Annotated in this window: 22 protein-coding genes, 1 pseudogene and 1 riboswitch; of the genes and pseudogenes, 14 read left to right on the top strand and 9 right to left on the bottom strand. The window is 69.3% G+C overall.

Annotated elements, in window-relative coordinates; all coding sequences use genetic code 11:
- Nucleotides 1–45: 45 nt before the first annotated feature.
- Nucleotides 46–1,263, top strand: coding sequence for a uroporphyrinogen-III C-methyltransferase (gene cobA, locus BLW75_RS05455; protein WP_034306418.1), 1,218 nt, complete (start codon nt 46–48; stop codon nt 1,261–1,263).
- Here the strand turns inward: cobA and BLW75_RS05450 are convergent.
- Nucleotides 1,251–1,805, bottom strand: a complete 555-nt coding sequence (locus tag BLW75_RS05450) for a GNAT family N-acetyltransferase (RefSeq protein ID WP_034306421.1) — start codon at nt 1,803–1,805, stop codon at nt 1,251–1,253. The two genes, cobA and BLW75_RS05450, sit on opposite strands and share 13 nt — an antisense overlap.
- The gene (locus BLW75_RS05445; protein ID WP_034306424.1) at nt 1,795–2,682 is read right to left on the bottom strand and encodes an alpha/beta fold hydrolase; all 888 of its coding nucleotides are present in this window, start codon (nt 2,680–2,682) and stop codon (nt 1,795–1,797) included. The genes BLW75_RS05450 and BLW75_RS05445 overlap by 11 nt, the downstream gene beginning before the upstream one ends.
- Before the next feature lie 130 nt (nt 2,683–2,812).
- Between BLW75_RS05445 and BLW75_RS05440 the strand changes: the two genes are divergently transcribed.
- The 3 genes from BLW75_RS05440 (at nt 2,813) to BLW75_RS05430 (ending at nt 6,352) form a co-directional block, all read left to right on the top strand.
- On the top strand, nt 2,813–3,655 hold the full coding sequence (locus tag BLW75_RS05440; RefSeq protein ID WP_034306425.1) for a crotonase/enoyl-CoA hydratase family protein: 843 nt from the start codon (nt 2,813–2,815) through the stop codon (nt 3,653–3,655).
- A gap of 39 nt (nt 3,656–3,694) precedes the next feature.
- A complete protein-coding gene (locus BLW75_RS05435; protein ID WP_034306428.1) occupies nt 3,695–5,398 on the top strand; it encodes an AMP-binding protein in 1,704 nt (567 codons plus the stop codon).
- A gap of 195 nt (nt 5,399–5,593) precedes the next feature.
- Nucleotides 5,594–6,352, top strand: coding sequence for a D-Ala-D-Ala carboxypeptidase family metallohydrolase (locus BLW75_RS05430; RefSeq protein ID WP_034306429.1), 759 nt, complete (start codon nt 5,594–5,596; stop codon nt 6,350–6,352).
- Between the two features lie 5 nt (nt 6,353–6,357).
- Here the strand turns inward: BLW75_RS05430 and BLW75_RS05425 are convergent, their stop codons facing one another.
- Genes BLW75_RS05425 through BLW75_RS05410 form a run of 4 tightly spaced genes read right to left on the bottom strand, consistent with a single transcriptional unit; the run spans nt 6,358 to nt 10,122 of the window.
- Nucleotides 6,358–6,990 carry an NUDIX hydrolase gene (locus BLW75_RS05425; protein WP_034306432.1) on the bottom strand — a complete coding sequence of 211 codons (633 nt, stop codon included), beginning with the start codon at nt 6,988–6,990 and terminating at the stop codon, nt 6,358–6,360.
- The gene (locus tag BLW75_RS05420; protein ID WP_034306434.1) at nt 6,987–8,180 is read right to left on the bottom strand and encodes an adenylosuccinate synthetase; all 1,194 of its coding nucleotides are present in this window, start codon (nt 8,178–8,180) and stop codon (nt 6,987–6,989) included. Before BLW75_RS05420 ends, BLW75_RS05425 begins: the two co-directional genes overlap by 4 nt.
- Complete coding sequence (locus tag BLW75_RS05415; RefSeq protein ID WP_034306437.1) at nt 8,177–9,151, bottom strand: hypothetical protein; 975 nt, start codon at nt 9,149–9,151, stop codon at nt 8,177–8,179. Before BLW75_RS05415 ends, BLW75_RS05420 begins: the two co-directional genes overlap by 4 nt.
- Nucleotides 9,152–9,153: 2 nt before the next feature.
- Nucleotides 9,154–10,122, bottom strand: coding sequence for an adenylate cyclase (locus BLW75_RS05410; protein WP_034306438.1), 969 nt, complete (start codon nt 10,120–10,122; stop codon nt 9,154–9,156).
- 157 nt (nt 10,123–10,279) lie between these two features.
- Here BLW75_RS05410 and BLW75_RS05405 point away from each other — a divergent pair, with 157 nt between their 5' ends.
- Nucleotides 10,280–11,167, top strand: a complete 888-nt coding sequence (locus tag BLW75_RS05405) for a hypothetical protein (protein WP_146053561.1) — start codon at nt 10,280–10,282, stop codon at nt 11,165–11,167.
- Between the two features lie 50 nt (nt 11,168–11,217).
- Here the strand turns inward: BLW75_RS05405 and BLW75_RS05400 are convergent, their stop codons facing one another.
- Nucleotides 11,218–11,598, bottom strand: a complete 381-nt coding sequence (locus BLW75_RS05400; RefSeq protein WP_034306443.1) for a hypothetical protein — start codon at nt 11,596–11,598, stop codon at nt 11,218–11,220.
- A 23-nt stretch (nt 11,599–11,621) separates the two neighbouring features.
- Complete coding sequence (locus tag BLW75_RS05395) at nt 11,622–11,870, bottom strand: hypothetical protein (protein ID WP_034306445.1); 249 nt, start codon at nt 11,868–11,870, stop codon at nt 11,622–11,624.
- A 61-nt stretch (nt 11,871–11,931) separates the two neighbouring features.
- On the opposite strand from BLW75_RS05395, the gene BLW75_RS43390 reads away from it, so the two are divergent.
- From BLW75_RS43390 to BLW75_RS05360, 7 genes are all read left to right on the top strand, one after another.
- The gene (locus tag BLW75_RS43390) at nt 11,932–12,204 is read left to right on the top strand and encodes a hypothetical protein (protein ID WP_241783299.1); all 273 of its coding nucleotides are present in this window, start codon (nt 11,932–11,934) and stop codon (nt 12,202–12,204) included.
- A gap of 237 nt (nt 12,205–12,441) precedes the next feature.
- Nucleotides 12,442–12,675 carry a hypothetical protein gene (locus BLW75_RS05385; protein WP_034306450.1) on the top strand — a complete coding sequence of 78 codons (234 nt, stop codon included), beginning with the start codon at nt 12,442–12,444 and terminating at the stop codon, nt 12,673–12,675.
- A gap of 37 nt (nt 12,676–12,712) precedes the next feature.
- Complete coding sequence (gene clsA / locus BLW75_RS05380; RefSeq protein ID WP_091596918.1) at nt 12,713–13,348, top strand: cardiolipin synthase ClsA; 636 nt, start codon at nt 12,713–12,715, stop codon at nt 13,346–13,348.
- 62 nt (nt 13,349–13,410) lie between these two features.
- A complete protein-coding gene (gene gcvH / locus BLW75_RS05375) occupies nt 13,411–13,794 on the top strand; it encodes a glycine cleavage system protein GcvH (RefSeq protein ID WP_034306454.1) in 384 nt (127 codons plus the stop codon).
- Between the two features lie 124 nt (nt 13,795–13,918).
- Entirely contained in the window at nt 13,919–14,386 is a 468-nt protein-coding gene (gene garA / locus BLW75_RS05370; RefSeq protein ID WP_016334077.1) for a glycogen accumulation regulator GarA, read from the top strand.
- Complete coding sequence (gene ftsR, locus BLW75_RS05365; RefSeq protein WP_034306456.1) at nt 14,383–15,153, top strand: transcriptional regulator FtsR; 771 nt, start codon at nt 14,383–14,385, stop codon at nt 15,151–15,153. Before garA ends, ftsR begins: the two co-directional genes overlap by 4 nt.
- Before the next feature lie 220 nt (nt 15,154–15,373).
- On the top strand, nt 15,374–15,847 hold the full coding sequence (locus BLW75_RS05360) for a bifunctional nuclease family protein (RefSeq protein WP_034306459.1): 474 nt from the start codon (nt 15,374–15,376) through the stop codon (nt 15,845–15,847).
- 78 nt (nt 15,848–15,925) lie between these two features.
- Here the strand turns inward: BLW75_RS05360 and BLW75_RS05355 are convergent, their stop codons facing one another.
- Nucleotides 15,926–16,540, bottom strand: a complete 615-nt coding sequence (locus BLW75_RS05355) for a TetR/AcrR family transcriptional regulator (RefSeq protein WP_034306462.1) — start codon at nt 16,538–16,540, stop codon at nt 15,926–15,928.
- A gap of 297 nt (nt 16,541–16,837) precedes the next feature.
- Between BLW75_RS05355 and BLW75_RS05350 the strand changes: the two genes are divergently transcribed.
- Both BLW75_RS05350 and BLW75_RS05345 read left to right on the top strand, forming a co-directional pair.
- Nucleotides 16,838–17,419, top strand: coding sequence for a MerR family transcriptional regulator (locus BLW75_RS05350; RefSeq protein ID WP_005150040.1), 582 nt, complete (start codon nt 16,838–16,840; stop codon nt 17,417–17,419).
- Nucleotides 17,420–17,465: 46 nt separating this feature from the next.
- A riboswitch (glycine riboswitch) is annotated at nt 17,466–17,567 on the top strand.
- Between the two features lie 170 nt (nt 17,568–17,737).
- Nucleotides 17,738–19,178, top strand: a pseudogene (locus BLW75_RS05345) (glycine dehydrogenase); the annotation flags it as partial.

The raw sequence follows: 19,178 nt of genomic DNA, 5'->3' as shown, positions 1-19,178 counted from the left end.
CACTCGGATCGCGGTCCGGGGCGCTGAATCCTTACACTGCCCCGCATGGATGACCCGCATTACCTCTCCGGCCTCGACCTGGCCGGCCGTCGTGTCGTGATGATCGGTGGCGGGACGGTCGCCCAGCGCCGCCTGCCGCGGTTGATCAGCGCCGGCGCGCGGGTCGAACTGGTCTCGCCGCACACCACGCCGTCGGTGAGCGCCATGGCCGACGCAGGCGAGATCGTCTGGCACGAGCGCCGCTACACCGAAGGCGACCTCACCGACGCCTGGTACGCGCTGGCGTGCACGAACGATCCCGAGGTCAACGCCGCGGTCTGCGCCGAAGCCGAACGCGCGCGGGTGTTCTGTGTCCGCGCCGACGACGGCGACCTCGGCAGCGCGGTCACCCCCGCCTCGGGCAGGCACGGCGGACTGCTGGTCGGCGTGCTCTCCGGCGGTGAACCGCTGCGGTCGGCCACCGTCCGGGACAGCATTCTCGACGGGCTTCGTGCCGGAACCGTCGCCGACGGCCGCGTCCCGGAGGCCCACGGCGACCTCCCGGGTGTCGCCCTCGTGGGCGGTGGCCCCGGCGACCCGGAGCTGATCACCGTCCGCGGGCGCCGTCTCCTCGCCAGGGCCGACGTCGTCGTCGCCGACCGGCTGGCCCCGCGCGAACTGCTCGACGAACTCGCGCCCCACGTCGAGATCGTCGACGCCGCGAAGATCCCGTACGGCCGCGCGGCCAGCCAGGACGTGATCAACTCGACCCTGATCGAGCGGGCCAAGGCCGGCAAGTTCGTCGTGCGGCTCAAGGGCGGTGACCCGTACCTGTTCGGCCGGGGCTTCGAAGAAGTCCTGGCCTGCGCCGAAGCGGGTATCCCGGTGACGATGGTCCCCGGGATCACGAGCGCGTTCTCCGTGCCCGCCGCGGCGGACGTCCCGGTGACCCATCGCGGCGTCGCGCACGAGGTCGTGGTGGTGTCCGGGCACGTCGCACCGGACGACGAGAAGTCACTGGTGGACTGGGATCTGCTGGCGAAGATGCGCGGCACGATCGTGTTGATGATGGGCGTCGAGCGGCTCCCGCTGTTCGCCAAGGCGCTCCAGGCGGGGCGGCCGGGGGACACGCCGGTGGCGATCGTCGAGGATGGCACCATGCGCACGCAGCGGGTGCTCCGCTCCACTTTGGACAAGGTGGTCGAAGACGCCGCCACGGCCGGGGTCCGGCCGCCCGCGGTGATCGTGTTCGGACCGGTGGCGGGGCTGGCTCAGCCCTCGTAGCCGGGATCCGAGACGTAGAACCAGTCGGTCCCGTCGTCTCCGGAGGAGTCGAACTGCTCCGCCCGGATCAGCCCTGCCCGCAGCGCGACCCGTTGCGACGCGACGTTCTCCGGCCGGACGCGGGCGATCACGAGATCGTCCGGCCGGTGGACGCGGGCCCAGTCCACCGCCGCGGTGGCGGCCTCACTGGCATATCCGGCGCCCCAGGACGAGGGAAAGAAGCGATAGAAGAGGTTCAGCACCGGGCGTCGCCGGAAGCCGACGATCTTCACCCCGCAGAATCCCAGCGGGTCCGCCGAGTCGTGGCGCCGGACCGTCCAGTACCCGAAGCCGTACCGGTTCCATTGGTGCGACCAGCGGAGCAGTAGCAACTCCGCCTCTTTACGCGTCTCCACCAGGTCCGAGGGGTTGTGCGCGCAGGCCTTGGGGTCGGTGTGGAGCGCGAAGATCGCGTCGAGGTCTGCGGGGCCCGGGCGGCGCAGCAGCAGCCGCCCGGTCCGCAGTTCCTCCGCGTCGCGGACCGGCGCCGGGTCAGCGGTCATGACAGCGCGCGGAGAAGTCCGCGATGGCTTCGGTCAGGCGGGTCGGGTCGAAGCGCAACTCGACCGGGCTGCGGGCCTGGACGAACTCCGCCGCCGGCATGTCCGCGGCCAGCGTGTCGGCGTCGCCGAAGGGGTGGATCGGATCGCGCTCGTGCCCGATGACCAACGCCGGTGTCTCGATCTTGCGCCGGATGGACTTGGGCGGCGCGATCCGCCCGAAGAGCACGCCGTGCAGGAGTGCGGCCATCGGCGCGGGCTCCTGGGACAGCGTGTCGGTGACGACGTCGACCCACTGGTTGCCGTGCGGCACGAGCTTTGCCGCCAGCGCCACGCCCTGCACGGTCACCGGCAGGAACCGGGCGGCCATGAGCAGCGGCGCGAACGTGATCAGCCCCGCGACGATCGCGTTGTCCAGCACGGGCATCTCGACGACCAGGCCCAGCGCGCGTTCGGGGGCGGCGACGCCCACTTCGAGCGCGACGTTGGCGCCCAGGGACGTCCCGCCGACGACGGCCGCGTCGATCTCCAGGTGGTCGAGCAGCGCGACGGTCTGCTCGGCGAACGCGGGCATCGAATACAGCCAGGATTCGGTCGGCCGGTCCGAATCGCCGTGCCCGAGCAGGTCGAGGGTCACCACCCGGAAACCGGCGCGCGCCAGCCTGCGGGCGAGCGGGGCGTGCATCCGCCTCGTCAGCATGATGCCGTGGGTGAGGACGACCACCCGGTCACCGGAGCCGAACTCGGTGTAGGCGAGCCGGTGACCCTCATGGGTGAAGGATCCCGACAGTTCGATCGGCCGGGAAGATCGTTCGCGCCCGCGCGCGGTGCTCGGAGCGGGCAGGTCGGCGACCGCGGTGGCGCTGCTGGCCGGGCTCATGGTCCCACCGTCCTTCGTCGATCGTCGGGTACTCACCGGTAGTACTCGTCGGTATCAGGAAAGCATCTCGTGACCACCTCGGCACAGTGGCCGTTGGCAGCCTGTCAATCACATGAGTCAAGATGACCTCATGACCGCTACAGCTGACAGTCTTCCCGATCTCGTTTCGCTCAAGGTGGACATCGACGGGCACGTCGCCGAAGTGACGCTGCTCGGTCCGTCCAAGGGCAACGCGATGGGCCCCGATTTCTGGCGAGAGCTGCCGATCGTCTTCCGTGCGCTGGATGCGGACCCGCAGGTCAGGGCGGTCGTGCTGACCGGGAGCGGCAAGCACTTCTCTTACGGGCTCGACCTGCCCGCCATGATGCCCGGCTGGGGCGAAATGCTCGGCGGCGACGCGCTGGCCGGCCCGCGGACGAAGTTCCTCGACGAGGTCAAGACGCTCCAGGCGAGTGTGTCCTCGATCGCGGAATGCCGCAAACCGGTCATCGCGGCCATTTCCGGCTGGTGCATCGGCGGCGGTGTGGATGTGATCGCGGCCGCGGACATCCGCCTGGCGAGCGCCGACGCGAAGTTCAGCGTGCGTGAGGTCAAGGTCGCGATCGTGGCCGACCTCGGCAGCCTGCAGCGGCTCGCGCCGATCATCGGCGAGGGGCACCTGCGCGAACTGGCCCTGACCGGCAAGGACATCGACGCCGCCCGCGCGGAGAAGATCGGCCTGGTCAACGACGTCCACGCGGATCAGGACACCCTGCTGGCCGAAGCCCGCAAGCTGGCGGCCGAGATCGCCACGAACCCGCCGCTGGTCGTGCAGGGCACCAAGAACGTCCTGTCGGCCAACACCGAACGCCAGGTCGCGGACGGCCTGCGCTACGTCTCGGCCTGGAACGCGGCGTTCCTGCCCAGCAAGGACCTCGGCGAGGCCGTGCAGGCCTTCCTCGAGCGCCGCGCGCCCGAGTTCAAGGGAGAGTAGAAAGAACCGGCGGCCCACCAGCGGACCAGGAGGACGATCGTGAGCGCTTCGGAGGCATACCGCACGTTCCGCGAGGCACGGGACTACCTGTTAGCTCATCGCGAGGACTACGAAACCGCCTATCGCGACTTCACCTGGCCCCGGCCCGCCGAGTTCAACTGGGCGCTCGACTGGTTCGACGTCGTCGCAGCCGATCCGGCCAATCAGGACCGGTACGCGCTGTGGATCGTCGAAGAGGACGGCATCGAGAACCGCTGGACCTATCCGGAGATGGCGCGCCGGTCCGACCAGGTCGCGAACTGGCTGCGCTCACTCGGCGTGGCGAGGGGCGACCGGCTGATCCTGATGCTCGGCAACCAGGGCGAGCTGTGGCAGACGATCCTCGCCGCGATCAAACTGGGCGCCGTCATCATCCCGGCCTCGACCCTGCTCGGCCCGGCGGACCTCACCGACCGGGTCGAGCGGGGCGCGGCGAAGCACGTGGTGATCCGTTCCGTCGACGCGCACAAGTTCGAGAACGTCGAAGGTGACTACACGCGCATCGCCGTCGGTGAGCCCGTCGAGGGCTGGCGGTCCTTCGTGGACGCCTACGAGGAAGCGGACACCTTCACACCCGACGGCCCGACGGCGGCGGGCGACCCGCTCCTGCTGTACTTCACCTCGGGAACCACCGCGAAGCCGAAACTGGTGCAGCACACCCAGGTCTCGTACCCGGTCGGCCATCTGTCCACCATGTACTGGATCGGCCTCGAGCCCGGTGACGTCCACCTCAACATCTCGTCGCCCGGCTGGGCGAAACACGCGTGGAGCAACGTTTTCGCGCCGTGGAACGCCGAGGCGACCGTGTTCCTCTACAACTATGCGCGGTTCGACGCGGTTTCCTTGATGGCGCAGATGGACCGGTGCGGTATCACCAGCTTCTGCGCCCCGCCGACGGTGTGGCGGATGCTCATCCAAGCGGATCTGACCGTGCTGAAGACGCCGCCGCGCAAGGTGGTCGGCGCGGGCGAACCGCTCAACCCCGAAGTGATCGACCAGGTCGAAAAGGCTTGGGGCGTCACGATTCGCGACGGTTTCGGGCAGACGGAGAGCAGTGTCCAGATCGCCAACACGCCCGGGCAGGACGTCGTGCCGGGCTCGATGGGCCGCCCGATGCCGGGCTTCACCGTGGCGCTCGTGGACCCGGTCACCGGCGAACGGGCGCAGGAGGGCGAGATCTGCCTCGACCTCGAAAAGCGACCGGTCGGTCTGATGGCCGGGTACGCCGACGACGAGGAACGTTCCGCCGCGGCCTTCGCGAACGGCTTCTACCACACCGGGGACGTCGGATCGATCGACGAACGCGGCTACATCACCTACGTGGGCCGCACGGACGACGTCTTCAAGGCCTCGGACTACCGGATCTCGCCGTTCGAGCTGGAAAGTGTCCTGCTGGAACACGAAGCGGTCGCCGAAGCGGCCGTCGTCCCCGCGCCGGACCCGATCCGGCTCGCGGTGCCGAAGGCGTATGTCGTCCTGACGAACGGCCACGAACCGACGGCCGACACCGCGGTGTCCATCCTGGCTTTCTGCCGTGAACATCTGGCTCCGTACAAGCGAATCCGCCGGCTGGAGTTCACCGACCTGCCGAAGACGATCTCCGGCAAGATCCGGCGCGTCGAACTGCGCGGCCGCGAGAACGAGGCCGACGGGCGGCCGGCGGGGGAGTTCCGCGAGGAGGACTTCCCGCAGCTGAAGGGTTGACCGCGCGTGGCCTCGTGAGTGGTAAGGACGGTTAGAACCGTCCTTACCACTCACGAGACCAAGCAGGCTCACTGTGTGGGTCGAACGACCCACAGCGCGGTAGCAGGAACCGCGTTAGCATCCCGTGCAGTGAATCGTTGACAACCCGTGGGGGTCACGGGTCTCACCTTCCCTGCCTTGAAAGGTGTTCCTGTCATGCGCATTCGTTTCCTCCTGCCGATGCTCGCCCTGGTGGCCGGGCTCGGTACCGCGGTGGCCACCCCGGCCGCCGCCGATCCAGGCCCGGTGACGGCGGGCGAAGTCTCCGTCGCCGACGCCTGTTACTCCTGGGGACGCACGTTGTCCGAGGGCGCGTCCGGTGAGGACGTCCGGCAACTGCAGATCCGGGTCGCCGGCTACCCCGGTTACGGGGGTGTGCTCGCCATCGACGGCCAGTTCGGCGCGGGCACCAAGGCCGCGGTCACCCGTTTCCAGCAGGCGTACGGCCTGGCCGCGGACGGCATCGCCGGATCGGCGACGTTCACGAAGCTCTACGCGTTGCAGGACGACGACTGCACGCCGATCAACTTCACCTACGCCGAACTGAACCGGTGCAACTCCGACTGGTCGGGCGGCAACGTCTCAGCGGCGACGGCGAAGGCCAACGCACTGGTCTCGATGTGGAAGCTGCAGGCGATGCGGCACGCCATGGGCGACCGGCCGATCGACGTCAACGGTGGTTTCCGCAGCGTCGCGTGCAACAACGCCGTCGGCGGGGCGACCAACAGCCGTCACCTCTACGGCGACGCGGTCGACCTCGGGGCGGGCTCGCAGGGCTTCTGCGGGCTGGCCAAGCAGGCCCGCAACCACGGGTTCAGTGAGATCCTCGGCCCGGGCTACCCCGGACACAACGACCACACGCATGTGGCGCACCGGTCCACCCGGTTCTGGTCGGCGTCCTCCTGCGGGATCTGACCTCGTCACTCCCAGCGCCACAACGACGGCGGCCGTCCTCCCTTGGGGAGGGCGGCCGCGTGTTCGGTGGTGCGCCGCAAGCCGGGGACCCGCTCCATGGTCCGGCCGAGGTTGGCCGGATAGGGGCGGTCCCCGGTCAGCGCTTCGGTGACGTCCAGCGCCTGTGCCGTCGTGAAGATCCGCCCCAGCAGCCCGGCGGTGAAGGCGACGTCCCGCCACAGCCGTTCGGCCAGCATCGGACGGCAGTCCGCCACGATCCGGTCGTGGTCGAACGCCAGCGGCGGGACCTCGTCCAGCGGAGCCCACACCACGTTCCCCGGCTCGTCGAGGGCGGGATCCACCGTGGCCCACAAGGCGATGGAGAGCGTGGGACCGCGGGGGTCACGGTTCGGCTCGTCGAAGGTGGCGAGCTGTCCCGTCGCCGAAAGCGCGTCTGACGGCAGGCCGAGTTTGCCGACCACCGCCCGGTGCGCCGCCTCCCTCAGCCGTTCCCCGAGTCCGAGCAGTACCCCGGGCAAGGCGAGTTCCCCCGCGAAGGGCTCGGCGGCTCGCGGCGCGATTCCCAGCAGCACTTTCCTGGTGCCGGGCGCGAACCGCACCACGAGCACGTCAACGGACACCGGCGTCGACTCGATCACGCGTTGATTGTCGACCTTGCCTCGGTGACCCGGTAACCGGCCCTGTCCGGGCCGTACCCGGCGACGGCCACCGGCAGCCGCTCGCCGAACCACGCCAGCGGATCCGGCAGGTCGACGGCGGGGGAGCCGTCCGCGGGTACGACCTTCAGCCCGGTCGCGTCGAGATGGGTCACCGCGAGCGCGTCCACGCCGTCGCAGGCCGCGACCGCGTACTCCAGCAGGGCCGCGTCGAGATGGCCCGCCCGCCACGCGCCTTGGAATTCGCCGGTTTCGTTGTGCGCCTCCGGAAAGCGGGCGAGCACGGCGGCGGACTCGGTCGGCAGCGGTCCCGCGCCATGCCGGGTGAGATACGTCCGCGTGACACCCAGGACGGCGTGCGGGCGCGCGCCCAGCAGTGCGCGGGCGTTGTGCGGCGTGGTGGTGGACCAGGTCGTATGCGGATGGAATCCGTGGTGCTGGTCGAGGAGAGCCCCCTGCGCTCCCTCGAAGACCAGCCGTCCGGAATCCGCCAGCCGCCCCGTTTCGTCCCCGTCGGTGATCCGCACCGCGTCCGCGAAATCGCGGTACAGCGCCACCAGTTCGTCCACACTGTGCGGTGGCGTGGCGAGGGGGGCGTAGAACCGTGCGAGCGCGTCCAGCTTGCGCCGCAACACCGACGGCCGGGCACAGTCGGCGACCGTGGGCGCTTCCCCCGGCGTCCCGATCACCTCCTGGCTCTCCACCACGTCACCCGGCGCGGCCCCGGGCAACAGCGAGTACCAGACGGTCTCGCCGATGCCCTTCCCGCACGAGCCGTGCCGGTTCGCGCCCCGGGCTTCCTCCCGTGCCCGGTTGGCGTGGATGTGGAACGGGGTCGTGAGCAGGGCCCGGCCGTCCACGCTCAGCAACGCGAGCGGATTCCGGACGCCGACCGCTTCGAGCCGCCGAGCTTCGGCGGCCAGCGCGAACGGCTCGACCAGCACGAATCGCGACAGATGGGTGGGCACGCCGGCGAACGTGCCGGCCCCGAACTGGCTGAACGTGTGGTGCCGCCCGTCCACGACGACGTTGTGCGCGGCCTGCGCGCCGCCGTTGAAACGGACCACGGCGGTGGTGGGCCGGGCGGCGCAGAGCGCGTCGACCACCGCGCCCTTGCCTTCGTCGCCGAAGCCGAGCCCGACCACCACCACGTGTCCGTCCAGGAGATTCATCGCAACACCACGTCGCTCGGCCCGCCCGGCTCCGGCACCGCCGAGGTGACGACCGATTTGGTACCCAGCTTCGCCAGCGCCTTGCCGACCGCCTTGCTTTCGGCGACCGAGCCGACGTCCGCGAGATCGGCGAGCGCCCGGTCGACGTCGACGACCCGCTCTTCCAGCCCGATGGTGGCCGCGATCAGTTCGCACACCGCGCCGGGATCGTCGAGCTTCAGGAAGTTCTGACCCAGCAGACCGCTCCAGTGTTCGCCGATCTCCGGGTCGTTGTAGTACGACGACTGGTTCGGCAGCACGAAGTAGACGTGCCACTTGCGGGCCAGCTCCCGGTACACCGAGGCCGGGTCGATGTCCTCGCGCACGTCGTCCCCGATCACGCGGCGGATGTGGCGTGCCTCCAGCGCGGGTTTGTTCAGCTCGTCGCCGATGATGAACAGGTAGCCCTTGCGGCCCCGGTTCTGCCACGCGTCGGTCACGACGTGCCGGGCCATGAAGTAGGCGGCCAGTTCGTAGGACTCGCTCTTCTGCCCGCCGCCACCGCCTTCGAGGAAGATCGTGCGCAGCTGCTCGTCCATCCGGTTGTCCGATTCGAACTGCCCGACCTGCAAGGGAACCCGGTCGCTGTCGGCGTCGCCGATCGCGCCGAACATCACCTGCGGGTCGGCCAGGTACCCCCGGCGCTTCAGCAGGCCGTGCAGTTTGCCGAGCTTGCCCTGCATGACCCGCGGCACCCGGCGCATCGAGCCGGTGACGTCGAACAGCACCGCGATCGGCGTCGAATCGGCGTGGTCGGCCGAATCCCGGCATTCCCGGACCGCGTTCAGCGGGTCGAGCGCCGGTGCGACCTTCCAGTCTTTGGCGGGCTTGGAGCGGAGATCGGCGGTGTAGCCGAAGTCGTCCTCGCCCTTGGCCTTCCGGAAGGTCTTCGCGGCGGCGTAGGCGTTGTCGTCCCAGTGTCCGTGTCCCATGGTCAGGCTCCTGTCTCGGGGATGGTGAAGGGTCGGAAGGTGCGGGGGCCGTAGAGGTCGTCGAGCAGCGCGTCGTATTCGTCGAGCAGATCGGCGGCGTCGGGGCGTTGTGCCGGGGCCTCCTGTGTGCACCAAGTCGCGAACTCACGTTGGCGGGTTTCGTCCGGTGCCAGGAGTTCCAGCATCATGCGGTGAAGCATGTGGACGTCGGTCGCCGCGGTCACCGGTAGTCCTTTGTGGACTTCCGGTGGGTACTGGACGGACTTGTCCGCCGCCAGCGGGAGCACACCGTCCTCGACCGCGAAGGACCAGCCGACGACGACGATGCCGTGCCGCTCCGGATGGACGAGCACGTTGTCCGCGGTGAGGTGCCCGTGAACGACGCCCGCGCGATGCGCGCCCGCCACGGCACGCAGGAGGCGACGGTGCATCCACGCGTAGTCGCGGCCGTCGAGCCCGCCGGGAAAGGCCTTCCCGATATCGGCGAGGGTGACGAACCCGTCGACGAGCGGATCGAGGACGCTGAACGCGCGGTCACCCCTGGCCACCGGACCCGAGGTGTCCAGCAGTCGCGGGTAGTAGGGGCGCAGCCACCGGTGCCGTTCGGTGAAGCCGTCGAGCGTGCGCAGCGCCGCCCATTCCGCGTGGATCAGCGGGTTGAGCGCCGGTTCGCGGACGAGTTTCACCAGATACGGCCCGGTGGTCAGGTAGGTCGTCGCGACGCTGCCCACCGCGTGCGGCGAGGTGAGGGTGTAGGCGGACGTCGCCGTGGTGACCGTCTGGCGCCGGGCGCGTTTCCAGTCGTCGTGGAGGCGGTTGAGGATCGCGGCGGCGCGGTGGGCGCGCTCGTCGCCGGGGTTGCGGTCGGGGTGGAGCACGGCCGCCAGTTCGCGGTAGCGATGGCGGGCGAACAGAGCGGCCGCGTCGACCGTGTTCTCGATCAGCGTCACGGCGTCTTCCCTGGTGAGCATAGTTTGAGTCTAGACGACTCTTACTGGGGATCGCAAGGGGGTGGGTACAAATCCCGTGCCGTGCGGCGGCGTCGGCCAATAAGCTGGCCGAGCCGGACAGGGGGTGTTGGTGGTCTTCCCGGAACTGGATCGGAAAGACGAGCGGCGAACGAACGCGATGATCCTCGCGTTCGTGATCGGGGTCGTCTGGGGGGCTGTCGCGGCCTTCGCCGGACGATGGGCCGTCGAAGGGCTGGCCGGCACTTACGACGTGCGCGCGGTGGTCTCGGAGTGGAACTCCAAGACCACTGAAGGACAGGACGGCCCGCATACCACCTACGACGTCCTGGCGATCACCGAAGACGGCCGCGCGATCGAAGTGCCGACGCGAGACGCGTTCGGCCTCGCTGATCCGGTGGTCGCCCGGCTTTCGTCGGTGACGGACAGGGTGTTGTCCGTGCGAGGGGCGGACAAGGTCGTGGAAGCCCACCATCCGTGGGAAAAGATCGCGGCGATGTCCCTCGGCTTGGCGCTCCTGGTGCTCGCGGCCGTCGTACTGGTCAAAGTGGCGAGACCGGGGGCCGCGCGGAAGTCGCCGCCGTTCCTGGCCGGGCTGGCCTTCGCCGCGTTCGTCGTGCTGACGCCGGTCGGGTTCGGCGGGACGGCTTACCGTGAGGCGGCCGACCCGGTCCCGAATTTCTGGGAACTCCGTCGCGACTTATGGGGGCCGCCGCCGGTGTTCGCCCGTGGACAGACCGCCGTGTCCGGGGAGGCGGCGGTGCGTGTGCTCGACAGCAGGCCTGGGCCGCCGGAGGGAGCCGAGGCCTGGCTGAGCGGATTCCACGTCCTCACTTTGCGGATCGAGGCGTCCCGCCTCGGCGACACGGCACTGGAGCTGTCGGCCGACGAACACGGTGAGCCGGAGCGGGTCAAGGATTGCGCGGGCGCACCCGGCGCTTTCGACGGCACCACGGGTCTCGTCTGTTTCGTGGTCCCGCCCGGGTATCGGCCCGAGTACCTTCTCGTCGGCGAACTCGAACGCGAAGTCCTGCTGAGGCTCCAGTGAACGACTGAAGGGGCCCAGTGCCGGAAAAAGCGCGGACCCCCCCATGTCGCTCAGTAGCGGGTCGCTTCGATCTGGCGCTCGTCCTCGGTCGAGCAGCTCGTCACCGGATCGTTCGGCCCGCTCCCGCATGTCCAGGCCCCGACCACCACGGGACCGGGTCCCTGCGGTGACGCCGCCTCGGCGGGCGTCAGCTTGGCGAAATAGTCCGTGAGCACCTGTGTCGCTTCCGCGCACTCGGCCTTCCCGCGCACGACGACCTTGTTCTTCGCACCCTGGAAGCCGGTGACCTCGCCGCAGGGCGTACCGGCCAGGACCTGGTCGGCCGTGGGGGCGGGAGACGGCGGCGGCGCGGTCGCGGGAGCGGGATCGGCGCCGCAACCGCTCAGCAGGACGACGGCGAGCGCGGCGGGAAGTACGGCGAGGCTCTTCATGGGCCCTTCTTCTCGGGGATGGTTCATTCGACGGGGACGACGGCGGCGAACACGTTCTGTTCGCCCTTGCTGCAACTGGTGCCGCCTTGCGCGGCGGGAGCGCCGGAGACGCACAGCCAGCCCTCCACGGTCTCGCTGACCGGTTCGTCCGAGCCCGCGGACTGGCGTCCGGCGATCGTCTTGTGGAACGAGGCGACGATCCCGGTCGCGTCCGCGCAGGACACCCCGGGGCCGTTGAGCACCTGCAGGGTCAGTCCGCTCGCCGCGGTCACCGTTCCGCACGATCCCTGTACCGGTTCAGCGGGTTTCGGTTCGGGGGCGGGATTCGGGGCGGTGGACGGACTCGGCGCGGTTTGCGAGGGGATCGGCGGCACCGGCGCGCTGGACACGGCCGAGGAGAGCGTGGACGACGGAGAGACCGACATCGAGGTGACAGGCGGTGGCGGGTCTTCGCCCGAACAGGCGGCGAGCGTTCCGGTGGCGGCGCAGGCCGCGAACAGGCGCCGCCACGTTCCCGTGGTCGTGGAGACGGGCAAGGCGATCCTTTCGTCGGCCGGTCGTGGCCGGCCCATTCTGACCCGGCCGGGCCCGAACCCGTGGCATTGAGCCACGTTCGATTCGCGGGAGGCTATCGCGCCGACGGGCGGGCGGTCCGCGAGGACCGCCGAATCACTGTCCATTGTGGACAATTAACATGCCGTTCACAGCGCGACAACACCCTGCTGTCGTTGCGAACCGATCGGACGAATCCGCGCCGGATCCGTTAACACGAGGCCCCGTTCTGCCGAAAACAAAGGTAGCGCTCCGGCGTGTCCCAGTCCCCGTCACGAAACCGTGAGAGTGATGAAGACCGACGAACAGACCGACCCCGCGTCACCCCAGGCCACCGCACCGGCGAGCACGGAGCTGCCGCCGACGGCACCGTGCACCGTCGTCTGGTGTGGCGGCCGCCCGTACGTCCTCGAGACCTCCGCCGGCCACAACCGCTGGGTGGGCACCGACCACCGGGGCAGGCCCGTGGCGCTGACCAGCGCGGACCTGCAACGCCGAGGCTGGACCCACACCCGGGCCAGCTGACGGGGGAGGACCTGCCGCCGCTGGATAGGCTGAGCGGGTGAGTACGCCCCCCGAACCGAGCGTGACCAGCGAAGAAGCCTCCTTGCTGCGGCAGGCCCTGAACGTTCCCAACATGCTTTCGATCCTCCGGCTCGCCGGGGTGCCGGTCTTCCTGTGGCTGCTCCTCGGTCCGAAGGAGGACGGCTGGGCGCTCGCGCTGCTCGTGTTCAGCGCGCTCACCGACTGGCTCGACGGCAAACTCGCCCGCTGGCTCAACCAGATGTCCCGGCTAGGCCGGCTGCTCGACCCCGCCGCCGACCGGCTCTACATCCTCGCGACCCTCATCGCCTTCTTGATCCGCGACATCATCCCGTGGTGGCTGGTGGTCCCGCTGGTCGTCCGCGAGGCCGTTCTCGGGGTCTGCGTGCTGCTGCTGCGGCATCGCGGATTCGCCCCGCCGGAGGTCACCTACATCGGCAAGGGCGCCACCTTCGTCCTGATGTACGCCTTCCCGTTCTTGCTGCTCACCCAGGGCGGATCCGACATCGCCGCGATCGCCAGGCCGATCGGATACGCCTTCACGGCGTGGGGTGCGGTCCTGTACGTCTATTCAGGCGTGTTGTACGTCGTCCAGACGGCGCGGGCGCTGCGAACGGCCGGACCCGGCGAGTTGCGGGAGGCGGCGGGCGCGTGACCCGGCGGGATGGGAAACTGCGCGCGTCGGTTTCGAGTGAGGGCTGAGAAAGGGGAGCGGCGTTGTCCACTCCAGAAGAACTGCGGTACACCGAGGAGCACGAGTGGGTCTCCGTGCGCGATGGCGGGCTCGTGCGCGTGGGCATCACGGAGTACGCCCAGGATCAGCTCGGTGACGTGGTGTTCGTCGAACTTCCCGAGGTCGGCAAGCAGGTCGGCTCGGGCGACGCGTTCGGCGAGGTCGAGTCGACCAAGAGCGTTTCGGAGCTGTTCGCCCCGCTCGACGGCGAGGTGGTCGCGGTCAACGACGCGGTGACCGAGTCACCCGAGCTGATCAACAGCGACCCCTACGGCGAGGGCTGGCTGATCGAACTCCGTCTCGACGACGCGAGCTCGGTGGAACCCCTGCTGGAGGCCGAGGCGTACCAGGCCCTGATCAAGGAATAGCCGCAGGCCGCGGCCCTTCGGGAAGAGTAGGGGGAGCCGCGGGCCGGAGATTCGATCAGGCACGGTACGTTTGACTCCACACGTTCTTGAGTAGTGGCAACACACATGCGTTAGGAGAGCTCAGGTGAGCACGAACGACGGGCCCGGCGTTCCCCCGGAGCAGTCTCCGGAGCGGACTTCTGTCTTCCGGGCCGACTTCCTGGCCGACGTCGAAGGCACTGAGGCTCCTCCGGCTGCCGAGGCCCCCGTCCAGGGTGTGGACGCGCTGCCCGCGGGTTCGGCGCTGCTGGTCGTCAAGCGGGGCCCGAACGCGGGTTCGCGCTTCCTGCTGGACCGCGACACCACCAGCGCGGGACGGCACCCGGACAGTGACATCTTCCTCGACGACGTCACGGTCTCCCGGCGGCACGCCGAGTTCCGCCGTGAGGGTGGCGAGTTCGTCGTCATCGACGTCGGCAGCCTCAACGGCACCTACGTCAACCGCGAGCCGGTCGACCAGGCCGTCCTCGCCGGTGGCGACGAGGTTCAGATCGGCAAGTTCCGCCTGGTCTTCCTGACCGGCCCGGGATCCGGGGGCCAGGGGGCACGGTGACGGCGGCCGGGCGGCCTGATCGGGATGCGTCGCAGCGCGATGGGTTGAGCATCGGGGCCGTGCTGGCACAGCTGCGCGGCGACTTTCCCGATGTCACCATCTCCAAGATCCGGTTCCTCGAGGCGGAGGGTCTGGTCCAGCCGGGCCGGACCCCGTCGGGGTACCGGCAGTTCGCTCCGGCGGACGTGGAGCGGTTGCGATTCGTCCTGTCCGCCCAGCGGGATCACTACCTTCCGCTGAAGGTCATCAAGGAACAGCTGGACGCGGCGGATCAGGGCGCCGCGCCCGCTGAGCACAGCGCGGCGATGCCCCGCCTGCCGCGGAAACTCGTGTCACTCGACGCCCCCGGGGAGAACGGCGGACTGCCGTCCCCGGGGGACTTCGAGACCGACCGCGAGATCAGGCTGACCGAGGAAGATCTCCTCCGCCAGGCCGGAATCGATGCCGCCACCCTGGCTGAGCTGCGGCAATACGGTCTTGTTCGCCCAGGCGCGGCGGGGTTCTTCGACCCGGACGCGGTCCTCGTCGCGAAGACCGTGAAGGCGATGACCGAATTCGGTATCGAGCCGAGACATCTGCGTGCCTTCCGGGCCGCGGCGGATCGCGAGGTCGGCCTGCTGGAGCAGATCGTGACCCCGGTGTATCGGCATCGTGACGAGGACGCCCAGGCGAGGGGCGACGAGGTCGTCCGGGAGCTGGCCGCCTTGACCGTGGCGTTGCACACGCTCTTGGTGAAGGCGGGAATACGGGCTGTCACAGGCGGTTGAACGGGTTCGGGCGGCCGGGAGCCGTTGTGCGGCCACTTGTCAATGCCTGAATCTTGGGCACCCTATGCCGTACCGTGAGAGTCGGGTTTGCCACGGGCGAACCGAGAATGTCGGAGACAGCGAGCACAGCGCTCGGAAGACGGGTAGCGTCGGGACTACCGTCGCTTGGTCGTCGAGACAAGCGTTGCAGCCCGTGCGCACGAGAGGGAGGCGAAGCCCGATGAGCGAGATGCGCGTCGTCGGCGTGCGGGTGGAGCTACCCGCGAATCAGCCGATCTTGTTGCTGCGGGAAACCGAAGGCGAGCGTTACCTGCCGATCTGGATCGGCTCGGTCGAGGCCACCGCCATCGCCTTGGAGCAGCAGGGAGTCCGCCCGGCCCGCCCGCTCACCCATGACCTGCTCAAGGAGGTCATCGGAGCGTTGGGTCGTGAGCTGGAACAGGTCGTCATCACCGATCTGAAGGAAGGCACGTTCTTCGCGGAACTGGTCTTCGACGGGAACATCCGGGTTTCGGCGCGGCCGAGCGATTCGGTGGCGCTGGCGCTGCGGGTGGGGGTGCCCATCCACGCCGTGGACGCGGTGCTGGAGGAGGCGGGCCTCATCATCCCCGACGAGCAGGAGGACGAGGTCGAGAAGTTCCGCGAGTTCCTCGACTCGGTCTCGCCGGAGGACTTCCGCGGCGCGGACACCTGATCCTGAGACTTGACCGAAGGGGCGGCGCCGGAGGGTGCCGCCCCTTCTTTCATGCGTATTCAGTCCTCTGAACGTGTCTCAGGCCGCGGTCGCCTTGACGAACAGGTCCGCCAGCTCCCGCCCGTACCGCTCCAGGTCCAGCTTCGGATCCGCCGCGAACTTCGCCGCGACGCCGTCGATGGCCTGCGCGATCGACAGCGCCATCACGTCCGGCGCGAAGCCACCGAAGGCGCCTTCCTGCTGTCCCTGCCGGAGCTGACGTTCGAGCCGGCCGGTCCGGAACTCCTCGACGATCGGCGCCGACATGAACCAGCCTTCGGCGTCCGAGCCGCTCGAAGCCATCTCGACCATGACCCGCACCAGTTCCGGGTACGAGCCGAGGAACGCGATCTCCGACTCGATGTAACCGCGCAGCAGCCCGGCCCGGTCGGTCGTGCCCTGGATCCGCTCTTCGAGGAACTTGTCCTTCATCCCGGTCGCGGTGGTGACCACGGCCTGCATCAGGCCCGCCTTGTTGGTGAAGTGGTACGAGATGATCCGGGTGCTGGACAGCCCGGCCCGCTCCTTGATCTTCGCGAACGACGTCTTGTGGTAGCCGAGGTCGGAGATCGTCGCGATCGTGGCGCCGATGATCTGGGCCCGCCGGGCCGCCTCGGTGACCGAGAGCCCCAGCTCCGCCTGGACCTCTTGCATGGCACTCTGAGTGGAGGCATTTACTTGCATGAGTAAAAAATAACACGGCTGAGTAAAAGTGGCAACCTTGCCGCCGAATGGGGGACTGTGCTCGACAAGCCTCAAGAAGAGCTTGAGGCCGACCGCGCGTCGCGTTGACCGCTTTGCCGGACGCGCTTACCGTCAATGAAGGTGAATCGCCAAGGTGTGATTCGGATGTCTGGGGCATTCGTCTTGACGAGGAACTCCGGTGCGGGCTCACGTGGGTCCGCGCGGCTTTGTTCGCCGGCCGCCAGGCCGGGCGAGGGGAGGCATGGCGTGGTCGAGGCTGGTAGCCCTCAAGAGCCGCTCGTTCCGGTCGCTGACGGCGAGCAGGGCGAGCTGTTCCCCGACTCTTCCCTCCCGGACGAACTCGTCGGTTACCGCGGCCCCGCCGCCTGCCAGATCGCCGGGATCACCTACCGGCAGCTCGACTACTGGGCCCGCACGAAGCTGGTCGCGCCGAGTATCCGCACGGCGCACGGCTCCGGTTCGCAGCGGCTCTACTCGTTCAAGGACATCCTGGTCCTGAAGGTCGTCAAGCGGCTGCTGGACACCGGCGTCTCCCTGCAGAACATCCGCGTCGCCGTCGACCACCTGCGCCTGCGCGGCGTCCGCGACCTCGCCAAGGTCACCCTGTTCTCCGACGGCACCACCGTCTATGAGTGCACTTCGCCCGAAGAGATCGTCGATTTACTCCAGGGCGGGCAGGGTGTCTTCGGGATCGCGGTCAGCGGCGCGATGCAGGAGATCAGCGGCACCATCCACGAGTTCCCGGCCGAGCGGGCCGACGGCGGCGTGATCGAAACGGTCACGCCGGACGAGCTCACGCAGCGCCGTAACGCACGTCGCACCGGCTGATCATGAAGCCACGCGGGCGGCAGGGTAGGCTCACTTCCGCGGTCGACGAATCCGCGCGGGAGAGACCGAGCCGATAACCGTTGAGCTCGGCGCCGAAGGAGCAAGTCCTCCCCGGAACCTCTCAGGCACCCTGGACCGCGCGGAAGAGACGCCTCTGGAAAGCGGTTCGCCAGGTCACAGCCTGGCGGCCCCGCCGACGGTGCAAGCCCGGCTCAACACTCGGGTGAAACTCTCAGGCGCCCCCACGGGGGTACGGACAGAGTGGGGAGGGCCAGGACAATCGTCCCGGCCCCACCCCCGCGTCTTGGGAGGTCCCCGATGGAGCCCGTTTCACTGGCCGCTCTCGAATCCGGAGCCCCCTTCGCGGACCGGCACATCGGTCCCGGCACCGAAGAACTCGCGCGCATCCTCGACGTCGTCGGTGTCGCCTCCCTCGATGAACTCGCCGAGCGGGCCGTCCCCGCGTCGCTGCGGGAGTCCGCGGCACCGCCCGATCTGCCGCCGCCCGCCACCGAGACCGGAGCGCTCGCCGAACTCCGCGCGCTGGCCGCGCGCAACCGCCCGATGGTCCAGATGATCGGCCTCGGCTACCACGACACCGTGACCCCGCCGGTGATCCGCCGGAACGTGCTGGAGAGCCCGGCCTGGTACACCGCGTACACGCCGTATCAGCCGGAGATCTCGCAGGGCCGGCTCGAAGCGCTGCTGAACTTCCAGACCATGGTCTCCGACCTGACCGGCCTGCCGATCGCAGGAGCCTCCATGCTGGACGAGGCGACCGCCGCGGCGGAGGCGATGATGCTGGTCCGCCGGGCGGGCAAGGCGAAGTCGAACCGGTTCGTGGTCGACGAGGACACCCTTCCGCAGACGATCGAGGTCCTGCGCACCCGCGCCGAACCGCTCGGCATCGAGCTGGTGACCGCGGATCTGTCCCAGGGCATCACCGGGCTCGGGCTCGGCGGCGACTTCTTCGGAGTGCTGTTGTCGTATCCCGGCGCATCGGGCGTCGTCCGAGAATGGGACCACACCATCGCCGAGGCCAAGGCGCTGGACGCGGCGGTGGTGATGGCCGCGGATCCGCTGGCGCTGACCCTCCTGCGGTCGCCCGGTGAGCTCGGCGCCGACGTCGCGATCGGATCCACACAGCGCTTCGGCGTTCCGATGGGCTTCGGCGGACCGCACGCGGCGTACCTCGCCGTCCGGCAGGGGCTCGAACGGCAGCTGCCCGGAAGGCTGGTCGGGGTGTCGAAGGACGCCGACGGCGCGCCCGCGTACCGGCTCGCGCTCCAGACCCGCGAGCAGCACATCCGCCGCGAGAAGGCGACGAGCAACATCTGCACCGCCCAGGTGCTGCTGGCGGTGATCGCGTCGATGTACGCGGTCTACCACGGTCCCGAAGGCCTGCGCGCCATCGCCAACCGCGCCCACCGGATGGCCACGGTGCTCGCGGCGGGGCTCGCCGAGAGCGGTGTCGACGTCGTGCACTGCGAATTCTTCGACACCGTCATGGTCGCCGTCCCCGGCCGCGCGACGGGAGTCGTCGCCACCGCGAGGGAACTCGGGGTCAACCTGCGGCTCGTGGACGCGGACCACGTCGCCGTCGCCTGCGACGAGACGACGACCCGTGAACACCTTTCCCTGGTGTGGAAGGCGTTCGGGGTCTCGGTGTCCGATGTGGACTCGCTCGACGCGGACACCGCGGACGGCTTCCCGCCGGATCTGCGCCGCACCAGCGACTACCTGACGCATCCGGTCTTCC

Source organism: Amycolatopsis lurida (genome assembly GCF_900105055.1).
Lineage (GTDB): Bacteria > Actinomycetota > Actinomycetes > Mycobacteriales > Pseudonocardiaceae > Amycolatopsis > Amycolatopsis lurida.
This window is presented reverse-complemented; position numbering and strand designations above follow the sequence as displayed.